At 65.1% G+C, this 24,179-nt stretch carries 23 protein-coding genes; 20 read left to right on the top strand and 3 right to left on the bottom strand.

The features are described from left to right. Window positions 1-4: 4 nt before the first annotated feature. Window positions 5-931 carry a LysR family transcriptional regulator gene (locus I3J27_RS32050; protein WP_270162866.1) on the bottom strand — a complete coding sequence of 309 codons (927 nt, stop codon included), beginning with the start codon at window positions 929-931 and terminating at the stop codon, window positions 5-7. A 184-nt stretch (window positions 932-1,115) separates the two neighbouring features. On the opposite strand from I3J27_RS32050, the gene I3J27_RS32045 reads away from it, so the two are divergent. The 9 genes from I3J27_RS32045 to I3J27_RS32005 all read left to right on the top strand — a co-directional run bounded on the left by I3J27_RS32045 (window position 1,116) and on the right by I3J27_RS32005 (window position 10,061). Continuing rightward, a complete protein-coding gene (locus I3J27_RS32045; RefSeq protein ID WP_270172926.1) occupies window positions 1,116-2,039 on the top strand; it encodes an N-carbamoyl-D-amino-acid hydrolase in 924 nt (307 codons plus the stop codon). Between the two features lie 55 nt (window positions 2,040-2,094). Next, window positions 2,095-2,919 carry an ABC transporter substrate-binding protein gene (locus tag I3J27_RS32040; RefSeq protein WP_270162864.1) on the top strand — a complete coding sequence of 275 codons (825 nt, stop codon included), beginning with the start codon at window positions 2,095-2,097 and terminating at the stop codon, window positions 2,917-2,919. After that, the gene (locus I3J27_RS32035) at window positions 2,916-3,773 is read left to right on the top strand and encodes an amino acid ABC transporter permease (protein WP_270162863.1); all 858 of its coding nucleotides are present in this window, start codon (window positions 2,916-2,918) and stop codon (window positions 3,771-3,773) included. Before I3J27_RS32040 ends, I3J27_RS32035 begins: the two co-directional genes overlap by 4 nt. Further along, the gene (locus I3J27_RS32030; protein ID WP_270162861.1) at window positions 3,770-4,534 is read left to right on the top strand and encodes an amino acid ABC transporter ATP-binding protein; all 765 of its coding nucleotides are present in this window, start codon (window positions 3,770-3,772) and stop codon (window positions 4,532-4,534) included. Before I3J27_RS32035 ends, I3J27_RS32030 begins: the two co-directional genes overlap by 4 nt. A 14-nt stretch (window positions 4,535-4,548) precedes the next feature. Next, window positions 4,549-5,364 carry an ABC transporter substrate-binding protein gene (locus I3J27_RS32025; protein ID WP_270162859.1) on the top strand — a complete coding sequence of 272 codons (816 nt, stop codon included), beginning with the start codon at window positions 4,549-4,551 and terminating at the stop codon, window positions 5,362-5,364. After that, the gene (locus tag I3J27_RS32020; protein ID WP_270162858.1) at window positions 5,351-6,235 is read left to right on the top strand and encodes a polysaccharide deacetylase family protein; all 885 of its coding nucleotides are present in this window, start codon (window positions 5,351-5,353) and stop codon (window positions 6,233-6,235) included. Before I3J27_RS32025 ends, I3J27_RS32020 begins: the two co-directional genes overlap by 14 nt. A gap of 8 nt (window positions 6,236-6,243) precedes the next feature. Beyond that, the gene (locus tag I3J27_RS32015; protein ID WP_270162857.1) at window positions 6,244-6,894 is read left to right on the top strand and encodes an aspartate/glutamate racemase family protein; all 651 of its coding nucleotides are present in this window, start codon (window positions 6,244-6,246) and stop codon (window positions 6,892-6,894) included. Window positions 6,895-7,107: 213 nt separating this feature from the next. Further along, window positions 7,108-8,691: an ABC transporter substrate-binding protein gene (locus I3J27_RS32010; protein ID WP_270162856.1), complete on the top strand. Its 1,584-nt coding sequence runs from the start codon at window positions 7,108-7,110 to the stop codon at window positions 8,689-8,691. Continuing rightward, window positions 8,688-10,061 carry an amidohydrolase family protein gene (locus I3J27_RS32005; protein WP_270162854.1) on the top strand — a complete coding sequence of 458 codons (1,374 nt, stop codon included), beginning with the start codon at window positions 8,688-8,690 and terminating at the stop codon, window positions 10,059-10,061. Before I3J27_RS32010 ends, I3J27_RS32005 begins: the two co-directional genes overlap by 4 nt. Here I3J27_RS32005 and I3J27_RS32000 read toward each other — a convergent pair. Continuing rightward, window positions 10,051-10,968, bottom strand: a complete 918-nt coding sequence (locus tag I3J27_RS32000) for a LysR substrate-binding domain-containing protein (RefSeq protein WP_270162853.1) — start codon at window positions 10,966-10,968, stop codon at window positions 10,051-10,053. The genes I3J27_RS32005 and I3J27_RS32000 overlap by 11 nt on opposite strands. Before the next feature lie 271 nt (window positions 10,969-11,239). Here I3J27_RS32000 and I3J27_RS31995 point away from each other — a divergent pair, with 271 nt between their 5' ends. From I3J27_RS31995 to I3J27_RS31950, 10 genes are all read left to right on the top strand, one after another. Beyond that, window positions 11,240-12,274 (top strand): ABC transporter substrate-binding protein, encoded by a 1,035-nt coding sequence (locus I3J27_RS31995; protein ID WP_270162852.1) that lies wholly within the window; start codon window positions 11,240-11,242, stop codon window positions 12,272-12,274. 24 nt (window positions 12,275-12,298) lie between these two features. After that, window positions 12,299-13,339: an ABC transporter ATP-binding protein gene (locus tag I3J27_RS31990; RefSeq protein WP_270162850.1), complete on the top strand. Its 1,041-nt coding sequence runs from the start codon at window positions 12,299-12,301 to the stop codon at window positions 13,337-13,339. Then, window positions 13,336-14,211, top strand: coding sequence for an ABC transporter permease (locus I3J27_RS31985; RefSeq protein ID WP_270162849.1), 876 nt, complete (start codon window positions 13,336-13,338; stop codon window positions 14,209-14,211). The genes I3J27_RS31990 and I3J27_RS31985 overlap by 4 nt, the downstream gene beginning before the upstream one ends. Then, entirely contained in the window at window positions 14,208-15,014 is an 807-nt protein-coding gene (locus tag I3J27_RS31980) for an ABC transporter permease (RefSeq protein ID WP_270162848.1), read from the top strand. The genes I3J27_RS31985 and I3J27_RS31980 overlap by 4 nt, the downstream gene beginning before the upstream one ends. Before the next feature lie 8 nt (window positions 15,015-15,022). Beyond that, window positions 15,023-16,159: an NAD(P)/FAD-dependent oxidoreductase gene (locus I3J27_RS31975; protein WP_270162847.1), complete on the top strand. Its 1,137-nt coding sequence runs from the start codon at window positions 15,023-15,025 to the stop codon at window positions 16,157-16,159. A 19-nt stretch (window positions 16,160-16,178) separates the two neighbouring features. Next, window positions 16,179-16,475 (top strand): (2Fe-2S)-binding protein, encoded by a 297-nt coding sequence (locus I3J27_RS31970; RefSeq protein ID WP_270162846.1) that lies wholly within the window; start codon window positions 16,179-16,181, stop codon window positions 16,473-16,475. Continuing rightward, the gene (locus I3J27_RS31965) at window positions 16,472-17,890 is read left to right on the top strand and encodes an FAD/NAD(P)-dependent oxidoreductase (RefSeq protein WP_270162845.1); all 1,419 of its coding nucleotides are present in this window, start codon (window positions 16,472-16,474) and stop codon (window positions 17,888-17,890) included. The genes I3J27_RS31970 and I3J27_RS31965 overlap by 4 nt, the downstream gene beginning before the upstream one ends. Further along, window positions 17,887-19,008, top strand: coding sequence for an NAD(P)/FAD-dependent oxidoreductase (locus I3J27_RS31960; protein WP_270162844.1), 1,122 nt, complete (start codon window positions 17,887-17,889; stop codon window positions 19,006-19,008). The genes I3J27_RS31965 and I3J27_RS31960 overlap by 4 nt, the downstream gene beginning before the upstream one ends. Before the next feature lie 15 nt (window positions 19,009-19,023). Continuing rightward, window positions 19,024-19,371: a RidA family protein gene (locus tag I3J27_RS31955; protein ID WP_018317734.1), complete on the top strand. Its 348-nt coding sequence runs from the start codon at window positions 19,024-19,026 to the stop codon at window positions 19,369-19,371. A 170-nt stretch (window positions 19,372-19,541) separates the two neighbouring features. Next, window positions 19,542-21,155 carry an ABC-F family ATP-binding cassette domain-containing protein gene (locus tag I3J27_RS31950; RefSeq protein ID WP_270162843.1) on the top strand — a complete coding sequence of 538 codons (1,614 nt, stop codon included), beginning with the start codon at window positions 19,542-19,544 and terminating at the stop codon, window positions 21,153-21,155. Between the two features lie 181 nt (window positions 21,156-21,336). Here the strand turns inward: I3J27_RS31950 and I3J27_RS31945 are convergent, their stop codons facing one another. Continuing rightward, entirely contained in the window at window positions 21,337-22,665 is a 1,329-nt protein-coding gene (locus tag I3J27_RS31945) for a dicarboxylate/amino acid:cation symporter (RefSeq protein WP_270162842.1), read from the bottom strand. A gap of 153 nt (window positions 22,666-22,818) precedes the next feature. On the opposite strand from I3J27_RS31945, the gene I3J27_RS31940 reads away from it, so the two are divergent. After that, a complete protein-coding gene (locus I3J27_RS31940) occupies window positions 22,819-24,138 on the top strand; it encodes a solute carrier family 23 protein (RefSeq protein ID WP_270162841.1) in 1,320 nt (439 codons plus the stop codon). The last annotated feature ends 41 nt before the right edge of the window (window positions 24,139-24,179 follow it).

Here is a 24,179-nt window from a genome sequence, read left to right as displayed (position 1 = left end):
ATGCCTAGTTGCTTTCTGCCCCATGTTGCTGGTGCGGCGCTGTACGCTCCAGCAGCGCGCTCTCCTTCCGGACCTCGTTGAGGAAGGCCTTGGCCAGGCGCGACAGCGGCTCGGCTTCCGACCATAGCATATAGGCGACCGCGTGCGTCGTCGGCGTGAACGGCCGGACGACGAGGCCGCTGCCGACGTTCTGCCGCGGCGAGTAGGGATCGACCACGGCGGCGCCGACACCGGCGGCTGCGAGCACGCAGGCGGTGTTGCAATAGCGCACCTCGACGGTCGGCCGGAACGGCGCGCCGGCGCGGGCAAAGCTGTCGCGGACGGCTTCGCCGAGCCGCGTGCCGCGCTCGAGCCCGATGAAGGGCAGGCCGGACAGATCCGCGGCCGAGATCACCGGCTTGTCTGCGAGCGGATGCTGCGGCGGCAGCACGCAGACCATCTCGCCGCTATGCACAACCTCATGCGCGATGCCGGGATGATGCGTCAGCCCGAGCGCGAAGCCGAGCTCGGCGACGCGGCTCAGCACGCCTTCGATGATGCCTTCATAGCGCCGCACGTCGAAGAACACGCGCGTCTCCGGGCGGCGGCGCAAGAAGCCCGACAGCGCCGAAGGAATGATGCTGTAGGCGAGCGGCGGTGTCGCCACGATGGCGAGATGACCGGAGCGGTTCTCGCGCAGATCGCGCACGCGGTTCTCGAGCTTGGCGTGCAGCGCGAAGATGGCCTCGCTCTCCTTGTAGAGCGCCATCGCTTCCGCGGTCGGAAACAGCCGGTTGTTGACGCGCTCGAACAGGGCAAAGCCCGCCTGCGCCTCCATCGTCTTCAGCGCGTTGCTGACCGCGGGCTGCGACAGTGCCAGTTCGTCCGCCGCCGCCACTGTGGTGCGATGGCGGATGACGGCACGCAGGATCTCGAGCTGACGCAGGTTCATATCACTGCCAATTATACTCAGGGCCAAAACATCATAGCACAACGAATTGATTTTGCAGCCCCGCTTCCGCGTAATGGCGGCGGATTTGCACGTCGCATCAAAGGGTTCATTCGCCCATTGAGGCAGCACTGCGCACAGATTGGAGGCAATCTTGGTTCGTGTCCTTCGCGCCGCCGCAGCTCAAATGGGGCCGACGCAAAAAGCCGATACGCGCGCGCATACGCTGAAGCGGATGCTCGACATGCTGGAGGAGGCGGCTAGCCGCGGTGCCAGCCTCGTCGTGTTTCCCGAGCTTGCCTTCACCACGTTCTTCCCGCGCTGGCTGCTCGAAGGCGACGCGCTCGATCAGTATTTCGAGCGCGGCATGCCGAATCCCGCCGTGGCAAAGCTGTTCGACCGTGCGCGCGCACTGCGCGTCGGCTTCTACGTCGGCTATGCCGAACTGACGCCGGATGGCCGGCGCTACAATTGCGCCATCCTGGTCGATCGCGACGGCGAGATTCTCGGCCGCTATCGCAAGGTGCATCTGCCGGGCTCGGTCGAGCCGCGCGAGGGCGCGCGCTACCAGCAGCTCGAAAAGCGCTATTTCGAATATGGCGATCTCGGCTTTCCCGCCTTCCGCGCCGGCTCATCCTGGGCCCACGCCATCATGGGCATGATGATCTGCAACGACCGCCGCTGGCCGGAATCCTGGCGCGTGCTCGGCCTGCAAGGCGTCGAGCTCGTCTGCATCGGCTACAATTCGGCGGCCTACGATCCCAATGGCGGCACCACCGAAGACGGCGCGCTTCGCACCTTCCATTCCACGCTGGTGACGCAGGCCAACGCCTACATGAACGCGACCTGGGCGATCTCGGTGGCGAAGGCGGGCGAGGAGGACGGCTCCGGTCTGATCGGCGGCTCCTGCATCGTCGATCCCAACGGCCGCATCGTCGCGCAGGCGGGAACTCTGGCCGATGAAGTGATTGTCGCCGACATCGATCTCGATCTCTGCCGCCAGGGCAAGGACAAGATGTTCAATTTCGCCGCCCACCGGCGGCCGGAGCAATACAGGGTCATCACCGAACGCGCCGGCGTCATCGAGCCGGCCGTTCTCGATGCGGACTGACAAAATGGCACGGCGTTAGCAACAGGACCGGCAAACGGTTGGCAAAGGAGCTGACATGACACGCCTCTCGCACTTTCTCGGTTTCGCAGCGCTGGCTGCCGTGACGTCGGCGCAGGCGGCCGAGCTGCCGGCGGAGATCAAGCAGGCGGGCACGCTGAAGCTCACGGTCAACTCCACCTACGCGCCGATGGAATATCGCGATCCCGCGACCAATGAGCTTGTCGGGCTCGACATCGATCTGGCGAATGAGCTGGCGAAGCGGCTCGGCGTCAAAATCGTCTGGAGTGAGACGCCGTTCGCCGAGCTGATCCCGTCGCTCCAGACCAAACGCGCCGATTTCATCATCTCCGGCATCTCCGACCGTGCCTCGCGGCGCGAAACCGCCGATTTCGTCGACTATCTCGGCACCGGCCCGCAGTTCTTTGTGATGGCGGACAGCGCCGCCAAGGACGCCATTGATCTTTGCGGCAAGAAGGTCGGCACCACACGCAGCACCAGCTTCCCGGTCGAGATCGAGAAGTGGAGCAAGCAGAATTGCGAGCCGGCCGGCAAGCCCGCCATCCAGTACGTCCCGGGCGAGAACTCGATCGACGTCCGCAACCAGCTCAAGCAGGGCCGCATCGACGCCGCCGTGCAGGGCAGTGAGACGCTGCCTTATGCGCAGACGCAGGAGCCCGGCAAATACCGCGTCGTCGGCGAGCCCTTCGCCAAGGGTTTCCAAGGCATCATGTTCCGCAAGGAGGATGCGGCCTTGCGTGAGGTCGTGACGGAAAAGCTCACCGCGATGATCGCCGACGGCGCCTACAAGGCGGTTCTCGATAAATGGGGCTTAGGTGCCAACGCGGTCGCGCAGCCCACGCTGAACGCGGCGCCGCAATGAAGCCGGCGGCGGCACTTGCGGAGGGTTTTCCCGATCTATCGGGAATGCGGATCGCGCGCGAGCCGCACTGGTTTCGCTGGCTCAGCGCGGCGCTGATCGTCCTCGTGCTGGCGGCGATCGCCCGCGCGTTTGCGAATGGCCAGATCGAATGGTCCTATGTCAGCCGCTTCCTGACCGCAAAGGTCATCCTCGAAGGCATCGTCAACACCATGGTGATGGCGGTGCTGGCGATGGCGCTCGGCATTGTCCTCGGCATCGTCGTCGCGGTCATGCGGCTGTCGCCCAATCCGGTGCTGAAGACGGTGGCTGCCGGCTATACTTGGCTGTTTCGCGGTACGCCGCTGATCCTGCAACTGCTCCTGTGGTTCAATCTCGCGCTGGTGTTCCCGACCATCGGCATTCCCGGCCTGTGGAGCGCGCGCGCCGTCGATGTCATGACGCCGTTCCTTGCCGCGCTGCTCGGGCTCGGCATCAACCAGGGCGCCTATACATCCGAAGTGATGCGCGCCGGCATGCTGTCGGTCGATATCGGGCAATATGAGGCGGCGCAGGCGATCGGCATGGGGCGGCTGCGCGCGCTGCGGCGGATCGTGCTGCCGCAGGCGATGCGCGTCGTGATCCCGCCGCTCGGCAACGAGTTCATCGGCATGGTGAAGGCGACCTCGCTTGCCAGCGTCATTCAGTATCCGGAATTGCTGCACAACGCCGAAAACATCTACTACGCCAACTCCCGCGTCATCGAGCTTCTGATCGTCGCTGGGCTCTGGTACCTGCTCGTGGTCTCGATCCTGACCCCGCTCCAGATGCTGCTCGAACGCCGATTTGCACGCGGCACATTGCGGCTCGCGCGATGACAAAACCCCTCGTCGCGATCCGCTCGGTCAGCAAGCATTTTGGAGAGTTCCAGGCTCTCAAAAACGTCTCGCTCGACGTCTGGCCCGGCGAGGTGATGTGCCTGATCGGCGCCTCCGGCTCCGGCAAGACCACGCTGCTTCGCTGTATCAACCAGCTCGCGACTATCGACTCCGGCGGCATCTGGCTCGACGGCGAGCTGTTAGGGGTGCGCGAGCAAAGCGGCCGGCTCCATCGCCTCAGCGAGCGGGAGATCGGCCGGCAGCGGCTGAAGACCGGCATGGTGTTCCAGCGCTTCAACCTGTTTCCGCACAAGACTGCGTTGGAGAACATCACCGAGGGCCCGCTCCAGGTGCAGGGCCGCAAGTCTGACGAGGTGCGCACTGAGGCGCTCGAGCTCCTGCGCCGCGTCGGACTGTCAGCGAAGGCAGACTGGTATCCCGCGCAACTCTCCGGCGGCCAGCAGCAGCGCGTGGCCATTGCCCGCGCGCTCGCCATGAAGCCGATGCTGATGCTGTTTGATGAGCCGACCAGCGCGCTCGATCCCGAGCTCGTCGGCGAAGTGCTCGCGGTCATGAAGGAGCTGGCGAAGAGCGGCATGACCATGATGGTGGTGACGCACGAGCTCGGCTTCGCCCGGGAGGTCGCCGACCGCGTCGTCTACATGGACCAGGGCGCGATCGTCGAGCAGGGCCGCGCCTCGGACGTGCTGGGCGCGCCGCGCGAGGAGCGCACCAAGGCATTTCTTTCGGCAGTAATCTGAATGGGGGCATATCGATGAAGAGACTTCTCGTTACGGCAGTGCTTGTCGGTGTCATGAGTTCGTCAGGGATGGCGATCGAACTGCCCGCTGAGATCGCCAAGCGCGGCAGCATCAAGGTGGCGGTCGTGCCGAACTATCCGCCGATGGAGTTCCGCGATCCCGCCACCAGCAAGCTGTCGGGCTTCGATATCGATCTGGGCGAGGCGCTCGGGCGCAAGCTTGGCGTCAAGATCGAATGGACCGAGACCAGCTTTGCCGAGTTCATGCCATCGATTTCGACGGGCCGGGTCGATGCCATCCTGTCCGGCTTCACCGACTATGCGAGCCGGCATGAGATCGCGTCCTTCGTCGACTATTTGCGCAGCGGCCCGAAATTCTTCGTCCAGCAGTCCCGTGCGTCAGAGTTCAAGGACATGGCTGCGCTGTGTGGCAAGAAGGTCGGCGCCAGCCGCCGGACCATGTTTCCGGCAGAGATCGACAAATGGAGCCAGAAGAACTGCGGCAGCAATCCGATCCAGTTCGTCGGCACCGACGGCTCGGCAGATGCCCGCACGCAGCTCCGGCAGGGCCGTATCGATGCCGCCGTGCAGGGCAACGAGACGCTGCCTTACCTGATGGATCTGGAGCCGGGCACCTACGCACCAGTCGGCGAGCCCTTTGCGACGCAGTTCACGGGTATCGCGCTGCCGGCCAAGGAAAAGGCGCTGCAGCAAGCCATACTGGAGGCCGTCGACGCGCTGATCGCCGACGGCACCTACAAGACCCTGCTCGCCAAGTGGAAACTGACTGACAACGCAATCGAGAAGGCGACCATCAATGCTGGACAGTAAGGCACTCCAGAGCATCCCGCTCGTTCCGGCCAACACCGCGGATCCCGCGCCGGACTATCCCTGGCCGAAACCGTACACTTCGGCGATGTTCCTGTCGTTCGACGTCGACGCGGAGAGCGCGTGGACCAGCAAGGACGCAGTGCACGCGCAGCGGCTCATCACCATGAGCTATGGCGGCTATGAGGCGCGCGTCGGCACGCCGAAGCTGCTGGAGCTGCTCGACCAGCTCGATCTCAAGGCGACCTTCTTCGTCACGGGCTGGTCGGTCGATGCGCATCCGGCGATGGCGGAGTCCATCCTCAAGGCCGGCCACGAGATCGGCCATCACGGCTATCATCATCTGCTGCCCGATCCCGGCGATCCCTGGATCGAGGAAGAGCTGGAGCGCGGTTTCGAGGCACTCAAGCGCCGGCTCGGGGTCAAGCCGACCGGCTACCGCGCGCCCTATGGCGAGTTCACCGAGGAGCTGCGGGTGGCGCTGGTGCGCCATGGCATCGTCTACAGCTCCTCGTTCCGCGACGACGTCAGGCCCTACCGCCATCGTCTCGCCGATGGCAAGCCCGGAACGATCGAACTGCCGGTGACCGCGAGCTATGACGACTGGATGCACGGCCTATCCGCGCGCTTCAGCCCGCGCTCGATCTTCCCCAAGGAGCACGTGCTCTCGATCTGGAAGGACGAGCTGGACGAGGTCCGCGACTGGGGCGCGATGGTGACGACGGTGCTGCATCCGCAATGCAGCGGCCGTCCGATGCGATTGCGGCTGCTGCGCGAGTTCCTGACCTACGCAAAATCGTGCCCGGACGTCTGGATCACGACCGGCGAGAAGATTGCGGAAAACTTCCTCCGCCACGAGGCCGGCAACCGCTAGGCAGCGCCATGACCCGTATCCTCGTCATCAACCCCAACTCCTCGGCGTCGGTGACGGCGGCGATCGACGACGCGGTCGCGCCGCTGCGGATCGCCGGTGGGCCTGAGATCGAGGTGGTCGGCCTTGTCGAGGGGCCGCCGGGCATCAGCTCGCAGCGCGATGCCGATAGCGTAGTGATGCCGCTGGTGAATCGCGTGTCGCATGACGATGCGGATGCCTTCGTGCTCGCCTGCTTCAGCGATCCCGGCCTGCATGCGGTGCGCGAGGCTGCCGGCGGCAGGCCGGTGCTCGGCATCGCCGAATGCGGTATCTTTCGCGCGCTGATGCTGGGCGAACGTTTCGGCGTGATCGCGCTGTCGCCGTCGAGCATCCGCCGCCAGCAGCGCATGGCGCGGGTGATGGGTGTGGACAGCCGCTATGCCGGAAGCTGGTCGGTCGGCGCGAGCGCAGCCGAGACGGCGGGTGCCGACATCCGCGGTCGCTTGATCGAAGCCGGCCGCGCGCTGGTGACCCAGTGCCGCGCCGACGTCGTGGTGATGGGGTGCGCCGGGATGGCGTCGCACCGCGCGGCGATCGCGGAGGCGATCGGTGTGCCCGTGATCGAGCCGGCGCAGCAGGCCGTGGCCGCCGCGGTCGGCGCTGTTTTGTTGAACACCTGAACCGGAAATGATGCAGGCCCGTCTTTTACACACTGGTCTGGCGGCAAGCTCGCTGCGACCTCTCCCGCGTGCGGGAGAGGTCGCGCCGAAGGCGCGGGTGAGGGCTCTCTCCTCTTGGGGGTTCTCGCCTGCGGCGACACCCTCTCTCGCAAGCGGGGGAGGGAGCGCACCGCCAATGCGGCTGCGTATCACGACACTCAGGAGCTACCTGTAATGCCCATCTCCCGCCGCTCGCTCCTCAAGGCCGCCGCAGCAATGCCGGCGCTTTCGCTGCCGGGTATCGTACGCGCCGAATCCCAGAGCACGCTGCGCTTCATCCCCGTGATCGACCTCGCCTTTGTCGATCCCATCTATTCGACCGCTCAAGTGTCGCGAAACCACGGCTTCATGGTCTACGACACGCTCTACGGCATGAGCTCCTCACTCCAGGTCTCGCCGCAGATGCTGTCGGGCCACGCCATCTCCGGCGACCAGCTCCAGTGGGACCTCATGCTTCGCGACGGCCTGTTCTGGCATGACGGCGAGCGCGTGCTGGCGCGCGACTGCGTCGCCAGCATCCGCCGCTGGGCAGCACGCGACGGCTTTGGCGGCGAGCTGCTGGAGGCGACCGACGAATTGTCGGCCGCTGACGATCGCACCATCCGTTTCCGTCTCAAGCGTCCGTTCCCGCTGCTGCCGCAGGCGCTCGGCAAGGCCGCGATCAACGCCTGCTTCATGATGCCGGAACGGCTGGCGAGCCAGGATCCGTTCAAGGCACTGACCGAAGTGATCGGCAGCGGTCCGTTCCGCTATCTCGCCGACGAGCGGGTGCAGGGCGCACGCAATGCCTATGCGAAGTTCGAGCGCTATCAGCCGCGCACCGACGGCAAGCCGGATTGGACCGCGGGTCCAAAGATCGTTCACTACGACCGCGTGGTCTGGACCACCACGCCCGATGCCGGCACCGGCGTGGCCGCGCTCCAGACCGGCGAGCAGGACTGGCAGGAGACCACGCCGCATGATTTGCTTCCTGTGATCAAGGCTGCCGGCGACATCGAGACCCGTATTCTCGATCCCCGCGGCTATGCCTGCATGCTGCGCCTCAATCATCTCCAGCCGCCATTCGACAATCCGGCCATCCGCCGTGCGCTGCTGGGTGCGATTGATCAATCCGCGTTCATGACGGCGGTCGCGGGCGTCGATCCCGCCTTCCAGGTCTCGCCGATCGGCTACTTCGCGCCTGGTACGCCGATGGCAAGCGACGTCGGCCTCGATGTGTTCCGTGGGCCGCGGGACTACGCGAAGGTCAAGGCCGACCTGAAGGCCGCGGGCTATAATGGCGAGAAGATCGTGGTGCTCGTGCCCACCAACTCGCTGGCGCAGAAGCCGCTCGGCGAGATCGCCGTTGATAGTCTGCGCAAGGCCGGCATGAACGTCGAATATGCCGGGCTCGATTTCGCCGTCATCTTGCAGCGCCAGCTCAAGAAGGAGCCGATCGGGCAGGGCGGCTGGAGCGCCGCGGTCGGCAATTGGCAGGGCATCGACTGGCGCAACCCGGCCGGCAACACCAACATCCGCGGCGAAGGCAAGGTCGCCGGCTGGTATGCGAGCGAGAAGATGAGGGTCTTGCGCAGCCAGTGGCTGGCGGCGTCCGAGCTCGCCGAGCAGCAGCGCATCTGCCGCACGATCCAGGCGGTCGCGTTCGAGGAAATCCCCTATATTCCGATCGGCCTGTACAAGCAGCCGACCGCCTATCGCAAAGCCATCACCGGCATTCTCGACGGCACCGCCGTGTTCTGGAACGTACGCCCCGCATGAGCACCACCGCAATCTTCGGCAGCTATGTGCTGTCACGCAAGGACGGCGCGCAGGACGTGTTGCGCGACCATTGGGTTCTGGTCGAAGGCAAAAAGATCGCCGCGGTCACGCGCGACAGACCGCAGGCGGACGAGGTTTATGACCGTCCCGGCCGCTTCGTCTTGCCGGGCCTGCTCAACCTGCACAATCACTGCTTCTCCGAAGCGGTGGCGCGCAGTCACACCGAGGACGGTAACGGTCGCAAGAACAACCAGAGCATCGTCTACACGGTGCTGCTGCCGCTGACCAAGCGCGGCGCTGATATTCTATCAGCAGAAGAGCGCATGGCCGTGGCGCGGCTCGGCATCCTTCAGCTCCTCAAGGGCGGCGCCACCACCGTAATGGAGCCGTTCCGCAACTCGATTCCTGAAATGTTCGATGCGGCGGAGGAGATGGGCATCCGCTTCTATGGCGCGCCCTATCTGTTCTCGACGTCGGACGCCAAGGCCGGTGCCGATGGTGTGGTCCGCTATTCCGGCGATGACGGCACTGCCGACATGGCGACCTGGAACGCGCTCTACCAGCGCTGGAACAATCGCGGCGATGGCCGCATCAGCCTCGCCATGAGCCCGCACGCGACCGACACCTGCGGCCCGGACCTGTTGAAGGCCTGCGCCACGCTGGCGCGCGAGCTCGGCGTACCCATCACGACGCACATGGCGCAGAGCCGTGCCGAGGTCGAGACCATCGGCAAGCGCTATGGCGGCCGTACGCCAGCGCAATATTTGGACTGGCTCGGGCTGCTGGCGCCGGACCTCATGGCCGCGCATTGCATGTTCAGTTCCGACGACGATCTCAAGCTGATGGCCGCGCGTGGCATGACCGTGCTGAATTGTCCGCGCGTGTTCGCGCGTGCCGGCGTCACCGCGGCCTTCAGCCGGTTTGCCGAGCACGGCGTGCGCACCGTGGTCGGCACCGACGGCTACAACATGGACCTGCTCGGCGAGCTCAATGCGGCGTCGCTGATATCCAAGATTACCTCGCAGCGTCCCGACGTCGCGAACTCGCCCGAGCTGATCGAGGCGAACACGGCGGTCGCCGCCGACGTCATCAAGCGGCCGGATCTCGGCCGGATCGAGCCGGGTGCCACCGCCGATCTCACGGTCGTCGATCTCACCCATCCGCATCTTCAGCCGCTGTTCGATCCGCGCCGCGCGCTGATCGCGCTCGCCAACCGCGCCAATATCGATCAGGTCATGGTCGACGGCCGCATGCTGGTCGATGAAGGACGCTATCTCGGCGCGGACGAAGCGGCGATCATGGCAGCAGGCACTGCCGCGATCGGGAAGATCTGGGATCTGCCGGAAGCGCAGGCCGCATTCAGCGGCTGAGAGCCGCTTCGTCGTCGAACGCGGCGAGCGACTTGCGCACGGTCTCGACGAGGTCGAGCGCCACCGGCGACGGGCTGCGTTGCGCCGGAAACACGGCGGAGAATTCAAAGTCGATGCGCGGGAGGAAGCGGCGCACGACGACGCCGCGGGTGGAAAATTCCTGCGCGGTGAAGGGATCGCAGATCGCGACGCCAAGCCCTGACGACACCATGCCGCACATGATCTCCGACAGCGTGGTCTCGACGCGCAGCACCCGGCGGACATCGTGGCGGTGAAAGACCTGATCGACGAGGTGCCGGCTCGACGTTCCCGCCGACAGCGAGATGAAGGTCTCGCCCTCGAAGTCGCGTGGCTCCAGCACGTCTTTCTCCGCGAGGCGATGACCGGCCGGCAACACCGCGACGCGCGCGGGTGCCGGCAGCTTTAGGCTCGGCAGGCCGGAATGTGCGATCGGCACCTCGGCAAAGCCGACGTCGCACTGATTGTTCAGCACCCAATCGACCACGATCGGAGAAATAACGCCGAAGAAGGCCAGGTTGAGGTTCGGCCGCTCCTTGAGGAAGTGACCCGTGAGCCGCGGCAAGTAGCCGTTCGACAGCGCCGGCAATGCTGCGATCCGCAGCGAGCCGGTGCGGCGGCCGCGGATTTCTTCGGCCGCCGCCGTAATGCGTTCGAGGCCGACAAAGGAGCGCTCGACCTCGGTATAAAGCGCCATCGCGGCGGCGGTTGGCACCAGGCCTGTGCCACGCCGCTCGAACAGCTCCATTTTCAGCAGCGCCTGCAGGTCGCGCAGCAGCCGGCTCACCGCGGGCTGCGTCACCACCATCAGCTTCGCCGCCTCGGTGACGCTGCCGGTCAGCATCGTCGCCCGGAAGGCCTCCACCTGCCGCGAATTGATCCGCGCCATCCCTTTTCCATTCATAACATTTTGACATGCAGACGGTGCCATTATTCATTGGACGATGGAAGTATAGGTTGCGATCTTTTTCATCAGAGCTGGAGCCAGCCCGCTTTTTCGGCAGATTGGAGGGGTTCAAACCTCCAGATCGCGCCAAATCCGCCGAACAGGGGCCGGAGCCCTGATTGGAAGCGGATTTGCGCGGAAGGAAATGCGGAAGGCGCTTTGGCCGGAGATTTGTCGGCACGTCACCTCATTCCGGTATTGGAGATCGGTCCACATGAAGACTTTTCGCCTTCTGACCGCGGTCAGCATCGCAGCGCTCATTGCCGCCCCGTCGGTCGCCTCGGCCCAGCAGAAAACGCTCTATGTCGCCGGCTATGGCGGCTCGTTCGAGAAAACGATCCGCGACGAGGTGATCCCGGCCTTCGAGAAGGAGAACGGTGTCAAGGTCGAGTACGTCGCCGGCAATTCCACCGACACGCTGGCCAAGCTCCAGGCGCAGAAGGGCAACCAGCAGATCGACGTCGCCATCGTCGACGACGGCCCGATGTACCAGGCGATCCAGCTCGGATTCTGCGGCAAGCTCGACGGCCTGCCGGCCGATCTCTACGACACAGCGCGCTTCAAGGACGATCGCGCGGTCGCGATCGGCATCGTCGCCACCGGACTGATGTACAACACCAAGGTGTTCGCGGAGAAAGGCTGGGCGCCCCCGACCTCGTGGAACGATCTGAAGGATACCAAATACGCCAAGCAGCTCGTGATCCCGCCGATCAACAACACCTATGGTCTCGAAGCGCTGGTGATGCTGTCGAAGATGAACGGCGGCGGCGAGACCAACGTCGATTCCGGCTTCAAGATCTTCAAGGAGCAGATCAATCCGAACGTGCTCGCCTATGAGCCGTCGCCGGGCAAGATGACCGAGCTGTTCCAGTCCGGCCAGGCCGTGATCGCGGTGTGGGGCACCGGCCGCGTGCAGAGCTTCGCCAACACCGGCTTTCCTGTCGACTTCGTCTATCCGAAGGAAGGCGCCGCGACGCTGCTGACGACCGCGTGCCCGATCACCAAGCCGAACGCCTCGCCGCTGGCCTCCAGCTTCGTCAAGATGCTGCTCGATCCCAAGATCCAGCTCGTGATGCTGAAGGACTACGGCTACGGCCCGGTGCTGAAGTCGCTGGTGATCCCGCCGGAGCTCGGCAAGATGGCGCCGATCGGCGAGCGCGCGGCAAAGCTCTATAATCCTGACTGGACCGTCATCAATGAGAAGCGCGAAGAGTGGACCAAGCGCTGGAATCGCGAGGTCGAGCGCTGATCTGAACGTTCGCGGAGACAGCGCATGGCCTATCTCGAGCTCGATCGGGTCGCCAAACAGTTCGGCGCACAGACTGTGGTCGATGACTTCAGTCTGTCGGTGGGGAAAGGAGAGTTCATCTCCTTTCTCGGCCCGTCCGGCTGCGGCAAGACCACGACCCTCCAGATGATCGCGGGTTTCCTCGACCCCACGCGCGGCGGGATCCGTCTGGAGGGCAAGGACCTGACCGCGATTCATCCGGCCAAGCGCGGGCTCGGCATCGTGTTCCAGAGCTACGCGCTGTTCCCGCACATGACCGCGGCGGAGAACGTCGCCTTCGGCCTGGAGATGCGTAACGTATCCCGCAACGAACGGGCCGAGCGCGTTCGCGCCGCGCTCGCGATGGTGGGCCTTGCCGGCTACGAGGACCGCCATCCCCGCCGCATGTCCGGAGGGCAGCAGCAGCGCGTGGCACTGGCGCGCGCGCTGGTGATCAAGCCGAGCGTGCTGCTGCTCGACGAGCCACTCTCGAATCTCGACGCCAAGCTGCGCGAGGGGATGCAGATCGAGCTGCGCCAGATCCAGCGCACCATCGGCACCACCACGATCCTGGTCACCCACGACCAGAACGAGGCGATGTCGCTGTCCGACCGCATCGTGGTGATGAGCCAGGGCAAGATCGAGCAGATCGGTACGCCGCAGGAAACTTACGAGAAGCCGGCCTCGGCCTTCGTCTCGCAGTTTTTGGGCAAGACCAACGATTTTGCCGCGACCATCGACCGGACGGTGACGCCGGCGCGACTCGTTGCCGGCTCTTGGAACGCGCCGGCGCCGGCAGGCCTTAATGGCCCCGTGACCGTCAGCATTCGCCCCGAACGGATCGGATTTGGCGATACCGGGCTCAGCGCAAAGATCGTCACGCGCATCTTCCAGGGCAATCACTGGCTGTTCCAGTGCGACAGCGAATGCGGCCCTGCGATCGTGATCCGCCAGAATGACGGGACGGCGCAGCCGGTCGAAGGCGAGGCCGTTCGCCTCGTCTGGCGGCCCGAGGACATGAGCGTGCGCGGTGGAGGCGGTGCATGAGCGTGGCTGCCGACGAGCGAAACGCGCGAGCGCCTTGGGCTCTGACAGCGCCCGCCTTGATGCTGTTCGTCGGCGTGCTCTTGATTCCGCTCGCGATGACGGTGATGCTGTCGTTCCACGATTGGGGCCAGTACAAGGGCATCGAGCCGGTCTTCATCCTCAAGAACTGGCACGAGATCGCGACCGATCCCTATTACGCCGAAATGTTCTGGCGGACGTTTCGCATCGCGATCCTGACCACGCTGCTCACCGCTTTGCTCGGCGCGCCCGAAGCTTACATCCTCAATCGCATGAGCGGGCGCTGGAAGAGTTTTTTCCTGCTGGTCATTCTCGGGCCGCTCTTGATCTCCGTGGTGGCGCGCACGCTCGGCTGGGCGTTGCTGTTCGGCGGCAACAACGGCCTTGTCAACAAGCTGCTGATGTCGGCAGGTGCAATTCGCTCGCCCATTCCCTTCATGTTCACCGAAACCGGCATGGTGGTTGCGCTCGCCCATGTGATGATGCCGTTCATGGTGCTGTCGGTGTGGGCGGCGCTCCAACGGCTCGATCCGCAAATCGAGAATGCCGCGATGTCGCTCGGTGCCGGTCCGGCCACCATCATCCGCCGCATCATCATGCCGCAGATCATGCCGGGTGTGCTGTCGGGCGCGATCATCGTGTTCTCGCTCTCGGCCAGCGCCTTCGCGACGCCTGCGATCATCGGCGGCCGCAGGCTGAAGGTCGCGGCGACGCTCGCCTATGACGAATTCCTCAACACGCTGAATTGGCCGTTAGGTGCTGCGGTCGCCACGCTTCTATTGGTGGCATTGGTCCTGATCGTCGTCGGCAGCAACGCGCTGATCGAGCGGCGCTATGCGGAGGTGTTCCGATGAGACGGAACGGTCCGCTCGCGCTGATCTTCCACGCCATCTTCGTCATCGTGATGGTGGCGCCGATCCTGGTGGTCTGCCTGGTTGCCTTCACGCCCGAAGGTTTCTTGTCGCTGCCGACCAACGGCTTCTCGCTGCGCTGGTTCAGGGCGATCGGCAATTATCCCGAGTTCATCCACGCCTTCTGGGTCAGTCTCGGGCTCGGCGCGCTGTCCTCGTTTGTCGCGCTGCTGTTCGCGGTGCCGGCCGCGCTCGCGATCGCGCGCCATCGTTTCCGCGGCCGCGACGCGCTGGCGGCGCTGTTCCTGTCGCCGTTGATGATCCCGCATGTCGTGCTCGGCATCGCCTTCCTGCGCTTCTTCACCTCGGCAGGTCTCGGCGGCAGCTTTGCGGCGCTGATCATCGCCCATGTCATCATCGTGTTTCCGTTCGCGCTGCGGCTGACGCTGGCGGCGGCGACCGGCATGGATCGCACGGTCGAGATGGCGGCGGTCTCGCTGGGCGCCGGCGGCTGGACGCTGTTCCGCCGCGTGACCTTGCCGCTGATCCTGCCCGGCGTCATCAGCGGCTGGGCGCTCGCCTTCATCCAGTCCTTCGACGATCTCACCATGACCGTCTTCCTCGCGGCACCGGGCACCGAGACGTTGCCGGTGCGCATGTTCCTTTATATCCAGGACAACATCGATCCGCTGGTGACGTCGGTCTCGGCCTGCGTGATCGCTGTGACCATGACCGCCCTCATTCTGCTCGATCGCTTCTACGGGCTCGACCGCGTGCTCGCCGGCAAGGGCGATACGGGGCGATAGGAGAACCCATGCGAACTGAATACGACGTCGCCGTCGTCGGCGGCGGACTACTCGGCTCCGCCATTGCCTGGGGCCTCGGCCGCCTCGGCAAGAAGGTGGCCGTGCTCGACGAAGGCGACATCACCAAGCGTGCCTCGCGCGCGAATTTTGCGCTGGTGTGGGTGCAGAGCAAGGGGCTGGGCATGCCCGCCTATACGGTCTGGACCGTGCAGGCGTCGCAGGCGTGGGGGCGGCTCGCGTCCGAGCTGAAGCAGCAGACCGGGCTCGATGTCTCGCTTCAGCAGAACGGCGGCTTCCATCTCACGCTTGGCGAGGACGAATTCGGCCAGCGCACCGAGCTGGTCATGCGCATGCACAACCAGACTGGTGCTGCCGATTACAAGATGGAGATGCTCTCCGCCTCCGAGGTGAAGAAGTCACTGCCGCTGATCGGGCCCGAAGTGTCCGGCGGCAGCTATTGTCCGCTCGACGGCCACGTCAATTCGCTGCGCACCTTCCGCGCCTTCCACACCGGCTTTAGGGCGTTCGGCATCGATTATTTTCCGGAGCGACCAGTCTCAGCGATCAGCAAGAGCGGCGGCGAGTTCAGTCTGACCACGCCGAAGGGCGAGCTGCGCGCCGCCAAAATCGTGCTCGCTGCCGGCAATGCCAACCAGACGCTGGCGCCGATGGTTGGCCTCTATGCGCCGATGGGCCCGACCCGCGGCCAGATCGTGGTGACGGAGCGCACCATGCCGTTCCTGCCGCATCCGCTGACGACGATCCGCCAGACCGACGAGGGCACGGTGATGATCGGCGACAGCAAGGAGGACGAGCTCGACGATCGCACGCTGAAGCATTCGATCAGCGCCGTGATGACCGATCGCGCGCAGCGGATGTTCCCGCATCTGTCGCGGCTCAACGTGGTCAGGAGCTGGGCCGGCATCCGCGTCATGCCGCAGGACGGCTTTCCGATCTACGACCAGTCGGAGACGCATCCCGGCGCCTTCGTCGCCTGTTGCCATTCCGGCGTGACGCTCGCCTCCAATCACGCCTTCGAGATCGCGCGCATGGTGGCGCAGGGCGCCCTCGAGCCCGAGCTGGTCGGCGCGTTCTCGGCCAGCCGTTTTGGCGCCGCCGCTGCTGCGAACAACAGCGGCTACTAGAGATATTGAAGGAGCCAGGATGTTCAAACGATCGGAACAGGACAAGCGTCCGCCGGTGCAGATTTTCGTCGACGGCGTCGCCATCGCCGCGCGCCAGGGAGACACTGTCGCTGCTGCACTGCTGGCCTCCGGCTGCGACGCGCGGCGATCCACCGCAGTGAGCGGCGCGCCGCGTCTTCCCTACTGCATGATGGGCGTGTGCTTCGACTGCCTCGTCACCATCGACGGCGTCGGCAACCGCCAGGGCTGCCTCGTGCCCGTCGCCGAGGGCATGCAGATCGAGATCCAGAAGGGCAAGCGGGAGATCGGGAAATGACTGTGGCTCCCAAGCGCGAAGAGTACGACGTCGTGGTGATCGGCGCCGGGCCTGCCGGCCTCGCCGCCGCCGCGACATCGGCCGAAGCCGGTCTGTCGACGCTGATGCTTGACGAGAATATCGGCCCGGGTGGCCAGGTGTTCCGCGCCATCTCGTCGACGCCGGTGACGGATCGCAATCAGCTCGGCGCGGACTATTGGGTTGGTGCTGATCTCGTGCAGTCGCTGCGGGCGAGCAATGCGGAAGTCATCCACCGTGCGACGGTCTGGAGCCTCGATCGCAATCTCGATATCGCGGTCTCCATCGGTGGTGCTTCGGCGTTCGTCAAGGCGAAGCGCGTGATCCTAGCCACTGGCGCGCTGGAGCGGCCGTTTCCGATTCCCGGCTGGACCTTGCCGGGCGTGATGACCGCGGGCGCGGCACAAACGATGCTGAAGTCGTCGGCGCTGGTGCCGGATGGGCGCACGGTGATCGCGGGGCAGGGGCCGCTGCTCTGGCTGCTCGCCGCGCAGATCTTGCGCCTCGGCGGCCGCATCGACCGCATCCTCGACACCACCGAGCGCGGCAATTATTTCGCAGCTCTCCCGCATGCCTTCGCGTTCCTGACCTCGCCCTATTTCGCCAAGGGCCTGTCGATGATGCGCGAGGTGAAGGCCAAGGTGCAGGTCGTCTCCGGCGTCACCGAGCTCTCAGCGTCCGGTGACGGCCAGCTCGCAAGCGTAAGCTATGTCGCCGGCGGCAAGCGCGAGACCATCCCCGCCGATCTGTTGCTGTTGCATCAAGGCGTCGTGCCCAACGTCAATCTGGCGATGTCCGCGGGCGTCGAGCATCGCTGGGACGATCTGCAATTGTGCTGGTCGCCTGTGCTCGATGCCAGCGGCAACTCGTCGGTCGCCGGCATTGCGATCGCCGGTGACGGCGCCGGCATTGGCGGCGCCAATGCGGCCGTGGTCCGCGGCCGCATCGCGGCGCGCGCGGCGGTAGAGGCGCTGGCGCCCGCGACTGCTGCGAAGCTGCCCGCGATGGCGACGCTCCGCGCCGATCTCGCCAAGGCCGAGCGCGGCCGCGTTTTCCTCGATACGCTGTTCCGCCCCGCGCGACAGTTCCGCATTCCCTCGGGTGACACCATCGTCTGCCGCTGCGAGGAGGTCACCGCCAAGGACGTTCTCGATTCCGTCGCGATCGGCGCGACCGGGCCGAACCAGCTCAAGGCCTATCGCCGCACCGGCATGGGCCCGTGCCAGGGCCGGCTCTGCGGCCTCACCGTCACCGAGCTGATGGCGCAGGCGCGCGGCAAGACTCCGCAGGAGATTGGCTATTACCGGCTGCGTGCGCCGGTCAAGCCGATCACGCTGGCCGAGCTCGCCGCCGTGCCGAAGAGCGAGGACGACGTCAAGGCGGTGGTGCGCGGATGACCACAAACGTGGATGCGATCGTCGTCGGCGGCGGCATCCACGGATGCTCGACCGCGCTGCATCTGTGCCTCGCCGGCCTGAAGCCGGTGCTGATCGAGAAGGACTATGCCGGCCGGCACGCTTCAGGGGTCAACGCCGGTGGTGTCCGCCAGCTCGCGCGGCATATTCCGGAGATCCCGCTGTCGATCCGCTCGATGGGAATCTGGGAGAAGATTTCAGATCTGCTCGACGACGATTGCAGTTTTGAGAGCTACGGCCAGGTGCTGGTCGCCGAGAACGAGGAGGAGCTCGCGGTCTGCCGTGCGCGCGTGGCCGAGCTCAATGCGCTCGGCTTCACCCATGAAGAGTTGATCGATGCGACTGAACTGCGGCGTCTCGTGCCTGCGGTCGCGGAGACCTGTCCCGGCGGCGTGGTCTCGCGCCGCGACGGCGCGGCTAATCCGGCACAGACGACGACGGCATTCCGCCGCAAGGCCGGGCAGCTCGGCGCGACCGTGCGCGAGGGCGTGGCTGCCTCCAACATCCGCTACAACGATGGCCTCTGGCATGTCGATGTCGGCTCCGACACCTACGCCGCGCCGGTGCTCGTCAACGCCGCCGGCGCCTGGGCCGGCAAGATCGCAGCCACGCTCGGCGAGCCCGTTCCGGTCGAGACCGTCGCGCCGATGCTGATGATCACTTCGCGCGTGCCGCACTTCATCGACCCCGTCGTGATCCTGCGCGGCCGAAAACTCTCCTTCAAGCAGTTCTCCAACGGCACCGTCCTGATCGGCGGCGGCCATCTGGCAACGCCGTACCAGGATCGCAACGAGACCGTGCTGGACTGGAAGAGCCTTGCCATCAGCGCGCGCACCGTGTTCGAGCTGTTCCCGGTCATGCGCAGCGCCACCATCGTCCGTGCCTGGGCCGGCATCGAGGCGAAGATGAAGGACGATATTCCCGTGTTCGGGCCGAGCAGCCGCCATAAGGGCCTCTATCACCAGTTCGGCTTCTCTCTGCACGGCTTCCAGCTCGGCCCCGGCGCCGGCGCGGTCATGGCGGAGCTGATCGTCAACGGCGGCAGCCAGACCCGGATCAGCGAGCTCGGCATCGACCGCTTCCATCCCTCCACGCTCTGACAATAAGAGGACATCATGAGCATCACCCGCAGCATCCGCACGCCCATCATGCACCGCGCCGTCGAGGCCAACGGCTTCGTCTTCCTCGGCGGCACCATCGCCGACGACACCTCGGTCTCGATGGGCGAGCAGACGCGCAACATTCTCGGCAAGATCGCCGGCTATCTGAAGGAGGCCGGCACCGACAAGTCGCGCGTGGTCAGCGCCTCGATCTTCGTCACGGATCTCTCCAAGAAGAAGGAGATGGACGCGGCCTGGACCGAGTTCTTCGGCGACAATCTGCCGACCCGCGCCACCGTCGGCGTCGCCGACCTCGGCGGCAGTGCGCTGATCGAGGTGGTGGTCACCGCGCTCAAGGGCTGATTGCGATAGGCCGAAGGGACGTCGGCGCATTGGGCGCCCTCGTCCTTTCGCGTCGTGCCTTGATCTCGCCCCTCGATGGGACTACTTAGAAAGTTCCTCAATCAGGATATTCGCAGCCATGGATTTCACCCCGACCGCAAAGCCCATCCGCCTTGCTCACGGGGAATTCCATGCCTGCATCGATCATCCTGTCGAACCTGTCGCTGTCCACGCCTGACGGCCGTTCTCTTCTTTCAAACATCGATCTGACATTTCCGGCCGAGCGGACCGGTCTCGTCGGCCGTAACGGCGTCGGGAAAACCACGCTGCTTGCGTCGATGTCAGGGGACCATGTTCCCCAGTCCGGTCGCGTTCTGATCAACGGGACCATCGGCCTGCTGCGCCAGGACGTGCAATCGCCCGCAGGCGTGACGGTGGCCGATCTGTTCGGTGCACGGCCCGCACTGGAGCTGCTGCGCCGCGCTGAGCGGGGCGATGCCTCGGCTGACGACATCGCCGCGATCGACTGGACGCTCGAAACGCGGCTGGAGACCGCGCTGGCACGTCTCGGGTTCGATCCCGCTCCCGATACGGAGCTGTCTTGTCTCTCCGGCGGCCAGATCACGCGGGTGCGTCTCGCCGCCTTGATCTTCGCCCAGCCGGACTTCCTGCTGCTGGACGAGCCCACCAACAATCTCGACCAGGACGGCCGCAAGGCCGTGACCGATCTCCTCGCCGCTTGGCGCGGCGGTGCGATCGTCGTCAGCCATGACCGGGGCTTGCTCGAGACCATGGATGCGATCGTCGAGCTGACGTCGCTCGGCGCCACGCGATACGGCGGCAATTGGAGCAGTTATCGCGCGCAGAAGGCCGTCGAGCTCGCGGCCGTCAGGCACGACCTCGCGCATGCCGAAAAGCGCCTGACCGAGATCGACGGCAAGGCGCAGGAGGCCACGGAGAAGAAAGCACGCAAGGACAGCGGCGGCCGGAAGAAGCGCGCCAAGGGCGACATGCCGCGGATCCTGGCCGGCGCGCGCAAGGATCGCAGCGAGGACACGGGTGGAAAAACTGCGCAGATCGCCGAAAGGCGGCGCGCGGAAGCGCGCGAGGCCGTCGACACGGCGCGCCGCCGCGTCGAGATTCTTCAGCCACTGACGGTGAAACTGCCCGCGTCCGGCCTGCCGGCGGGCAGGGAGGTGCTTTGGCTCGATAGGGTCAGTGCCGGCTATCAGCCGGCGCAGCCCGTCCTGTGCGATCTATCGTTCGCGATCGTCGGGCCGGAACGGGTGGCCCTTGTCGGACCGAACGGCTCCGGCAAGACCACGCTGCTGAAACTCATCGCCGGCGAGTTGCGCCCGCTCTCGGGCACCGTGCGGGTCAGGCCGGACTTCGCGCTGTTCGACCAGAAGGTCAGCCTGCTCGATCCCGCGCTCTCCATCCTGGACAATTTTGCGCGTCTCAATCCGAAGGAGGGTGCGAATGAATGCCATGCCGCGCTGGCGCGCTTCATGTTTCGCGCCGATGCTGCCTTGCAGATCGTCGGAAGCCTGAGCGGCGGACAGATGTTTCGTGCCGGCCTGGCCTGTGTGCTGGGCGGACCTGCGCCGCCATCCCTGCTGATCCTGGACGAGCCGACCAATCATCTCGACATCGATTCCATCGAAGCGGTCGAAGCGGGCTTGCGGGCCTATGACGGTGCGCTGCTCGTCGTCAGTCACGACGAGGCGTTCTTGCAGGCGGTCGGGATCATGCGGCGGATCGAGCTGGCCGGCGAGGTTGCGCACGTCAAAGGCGGGATCGTCTGATCCCGCCTTGCGGTTTCTGCCTGGCTCTGATTTTCAAAAACCCGACGCCCTGCCCCCAGCGCGTCGGGTGGAATGAATGACTATCAATCCGTGATCCCAACGCTGACGTTGTGACGCGTGCCGCGCCGATTTACCACTCCGGGAAACTACCGCGTTGGAACCTGCCGTCGACCTGAGAGCCTCACGCGTTGCCGCCCGGTTCCAGCGCCTCGCCCATCTCCAGCGGATGGGCCATGGTCACGTGCAGCGCCTCGCGGTCGAGCTCGCCCTCGGAGATGCTGATGACGACGCAGGCAACGCCGTTGCCGATCAGGTTGGTCAGCGCGCGGCATTCGCTCATGAACTTGTCGATGCCGACCAGGATCGCGATCGACTGGATCGGAATGTCAGGCACGATCGACAACGTCGCGGCGAGCGTGATGAAGCCGGCGCCGGTCACACCCGAGGCGCCCTTCGAGGTGATCATGGCGATGCCGAGGATGCCGAGCTCCTGCCAGATGGTCAGATGGGTGTTGGTCGCCTGCGCCAGAAACAGCGTCGCCAGCGTCATGTAGATGTTGGTGCCGTCGAGGTTGAAGCTGTAGCCGGTCGGGATGACGAGGCCGACCACCGAGCGCGAGGCGCCGAGATGCTCCATCTTCTGGATCATTTGCGGCAGCACCGTCTCCGACGACGAGGTGCCGAGCACGATCAGAAGCTCGTCCTTGATGTAGGCGATGAAGCGCAGGATCGAGAAGCCGGCGAGCCGTGCGATTGCGCCGAGCACGACCAGCACGAACAGCATGCTGGTCAGATAGAACGTGCCGATCAAGGCCGCGAGGTTGAGCAGCGAGCCGAGGCCGTAGGCACCGACCGTGAACGCCATCGCGCCGAAGGCGCCGATCGGCGCCACGCGGACGATGATGCGGATGATGCCGAAGAACATCTTTGCGGCCTTGTCGATGGCTTCCGCAATCGGCTCACCGGCCTTGCCGAGGAACGCGATGGCGAAGCCCGACAGGATCGAGATCAGCAGCACCTGCAAGAGATCGCCGCGCGCGATCGCACCCACATAGCTGTCGGGAATGATCGCCATCAGATGGGCGACGATGCCCTCTTCCTTGGCCTTGGTGACATAGGTCGCGACCGACTTCGGATCGATCGTGGCGGGATCGATGTTGAAGCCATGCCCCGGCTGGAGGATCTCGCCGACCAGGAGGCCGACGGCGAGCGCGACGGTCGAGACCGTCTCGAAATAGATCAGCGACTTCAGCCCGACCCGGCCGACGCGCTTGAGGTCACCCATCGAGGAGATGCCGTGCACCACGGTGCAGAAGATGACAGGCGCGATCATCATCTTGATCAGCGCGATGAAACCGTCGCCGAGCGGCTTTAAGGCCTTGCCGAGATCGGGATAGAAATAGCCGATCAGCACCCCGAGCGCGATCGCGATCAACACCTGGACATAGAGGATCTTGTACCAGGGCTGATGCCGGCGATGGATGGCTGGCTGGATCGCGATCTGTGTCATAGTGTGAGCCCCGGAACGCACTGATCTTGCAGGATTCGGATCAAGATTTGAATCTTGCATGAGTTGCATCATGTGATGGTCGCCGCAGAAGCGACAATCACATTTTTGTCGGATCGCACGAAGATCGATCGTTGCACCGCAACTGGGGGGAACATGACGACGGCAACCAACTCCGACCAGCGAGCGCAAGGCTATTTTCCGCGTTGGACGCTGAGGACTTCGGGCGTGATCATGCCGGAGGAACGGCTGTCATGGGGCCAGACCGTCGTCTCCGGTCTTCAGCATTGCGTCGCCATGTCGGGTTCAACGATCATCGCACCGCTGCTGATGGGGTTCGATCCCAATGTTGCAGTCCTGTTCTCCGGCATCGGCACGCTGATCTTTTTCGTCATCGTCGCCGGGCGCGTGCCGAGCTATCTCGGCTCGAGCTTCGCGTTCATCGCCGTCGTCATTGCCGCCACCGGCTATGCCGGGCAAGGGCCGAATCCCAACCTGTCGGTTGCGCTCGGCGGCATCGTCGGCGCCGGCGTGCTCTACGGCGTGATCGCGCTGATTGTGATGTGGTCCGGTGTCGGCTGGGTCGAGCGCCTGATGCCGCCGGCCGTCACCGGCGCTGTGGTCGCCGCGATCGGCCTCAACCTCGCGCCCGTGGCGGTCAAGGCGGTGAGTGCCAACACGTTCGACACCGGGATCGGGCTCGCGACGGTTCTGATCATCGGCGTGGTGGCGGTGGCCGCGCCAGGCCTGTGGCGCCGCCTGCCGATCATTCTCGGCGCGATCGGCGGATATCTTTTGTATCTGCTGTTTGCGAATGGCCTCGGCTTCGGTAAGCCGATCGACTTCGCGCAACTCTCGGCCGCGCCGTGGATTGGCCTGCCGAGCTTCACCACGCCGAGCTTCCAGGTGGATGCGATTTTCCTGATTGCGCCGGTTGCGGTCATTCTCGTCGCCGAGAACCTCGGTCACATCAAGGCCGTCGGCGCCATGACGGGCCGGAGCCTCGATGCCTATCTCGGCCGCGCTTTGTTCGCCGACAGCCTCGCGACCATCGTGGCTGCCTGCGGCGGCGGCACCGGCGTTACCACCTATGCCGAGAACATCGGCGTCATGGCGGCGACCAAGGTCTATTCGACCTTGCTGTTCGCGTTCGCAGCCGCGGTGTCGGTCCTGCTCGGCTTCTCGCCGAAATTCGGCGCGCTGATCCTGTCGATCCCGGGTCCCGTCATCGGCGGTCTCTCGATCGTATTGTTCGGATTGATCGCGGCGATGGCTGGCCGGATCTGGGTCGAGAACAAGGTCGACTTCGCCGATCCTGCCAACCTGATCACCGTCGCCGTGGCGCTGACCGCAGGAGCGGGCGATCTAACGCTGAAATTCGGCGCCTTCACGATCGGAGGGATCGGCACCGCAACCTTTGGCGCCATCATCCTGTATCAGATCCTGACCTCGCCGCTCGCCCGGCGCGCCGAGTGAATCGCAGCGATGCACTAAGGCATGGAACAAAAAGCCGGTTC

This window comes from Bradyrhizobium xenonodulans (genome assembly GCF_027594865.1).
GTDB lineage: Bacteria > Pseudomonadota > Alphaproteobacteria > Rhizobiales > Xanthobacteraceae > Bradyrhizobium > Bradyrhizobium xenonodulans.
This window is presented reverse-complemented; position numbering and strand designations above follow the sequence as displayed.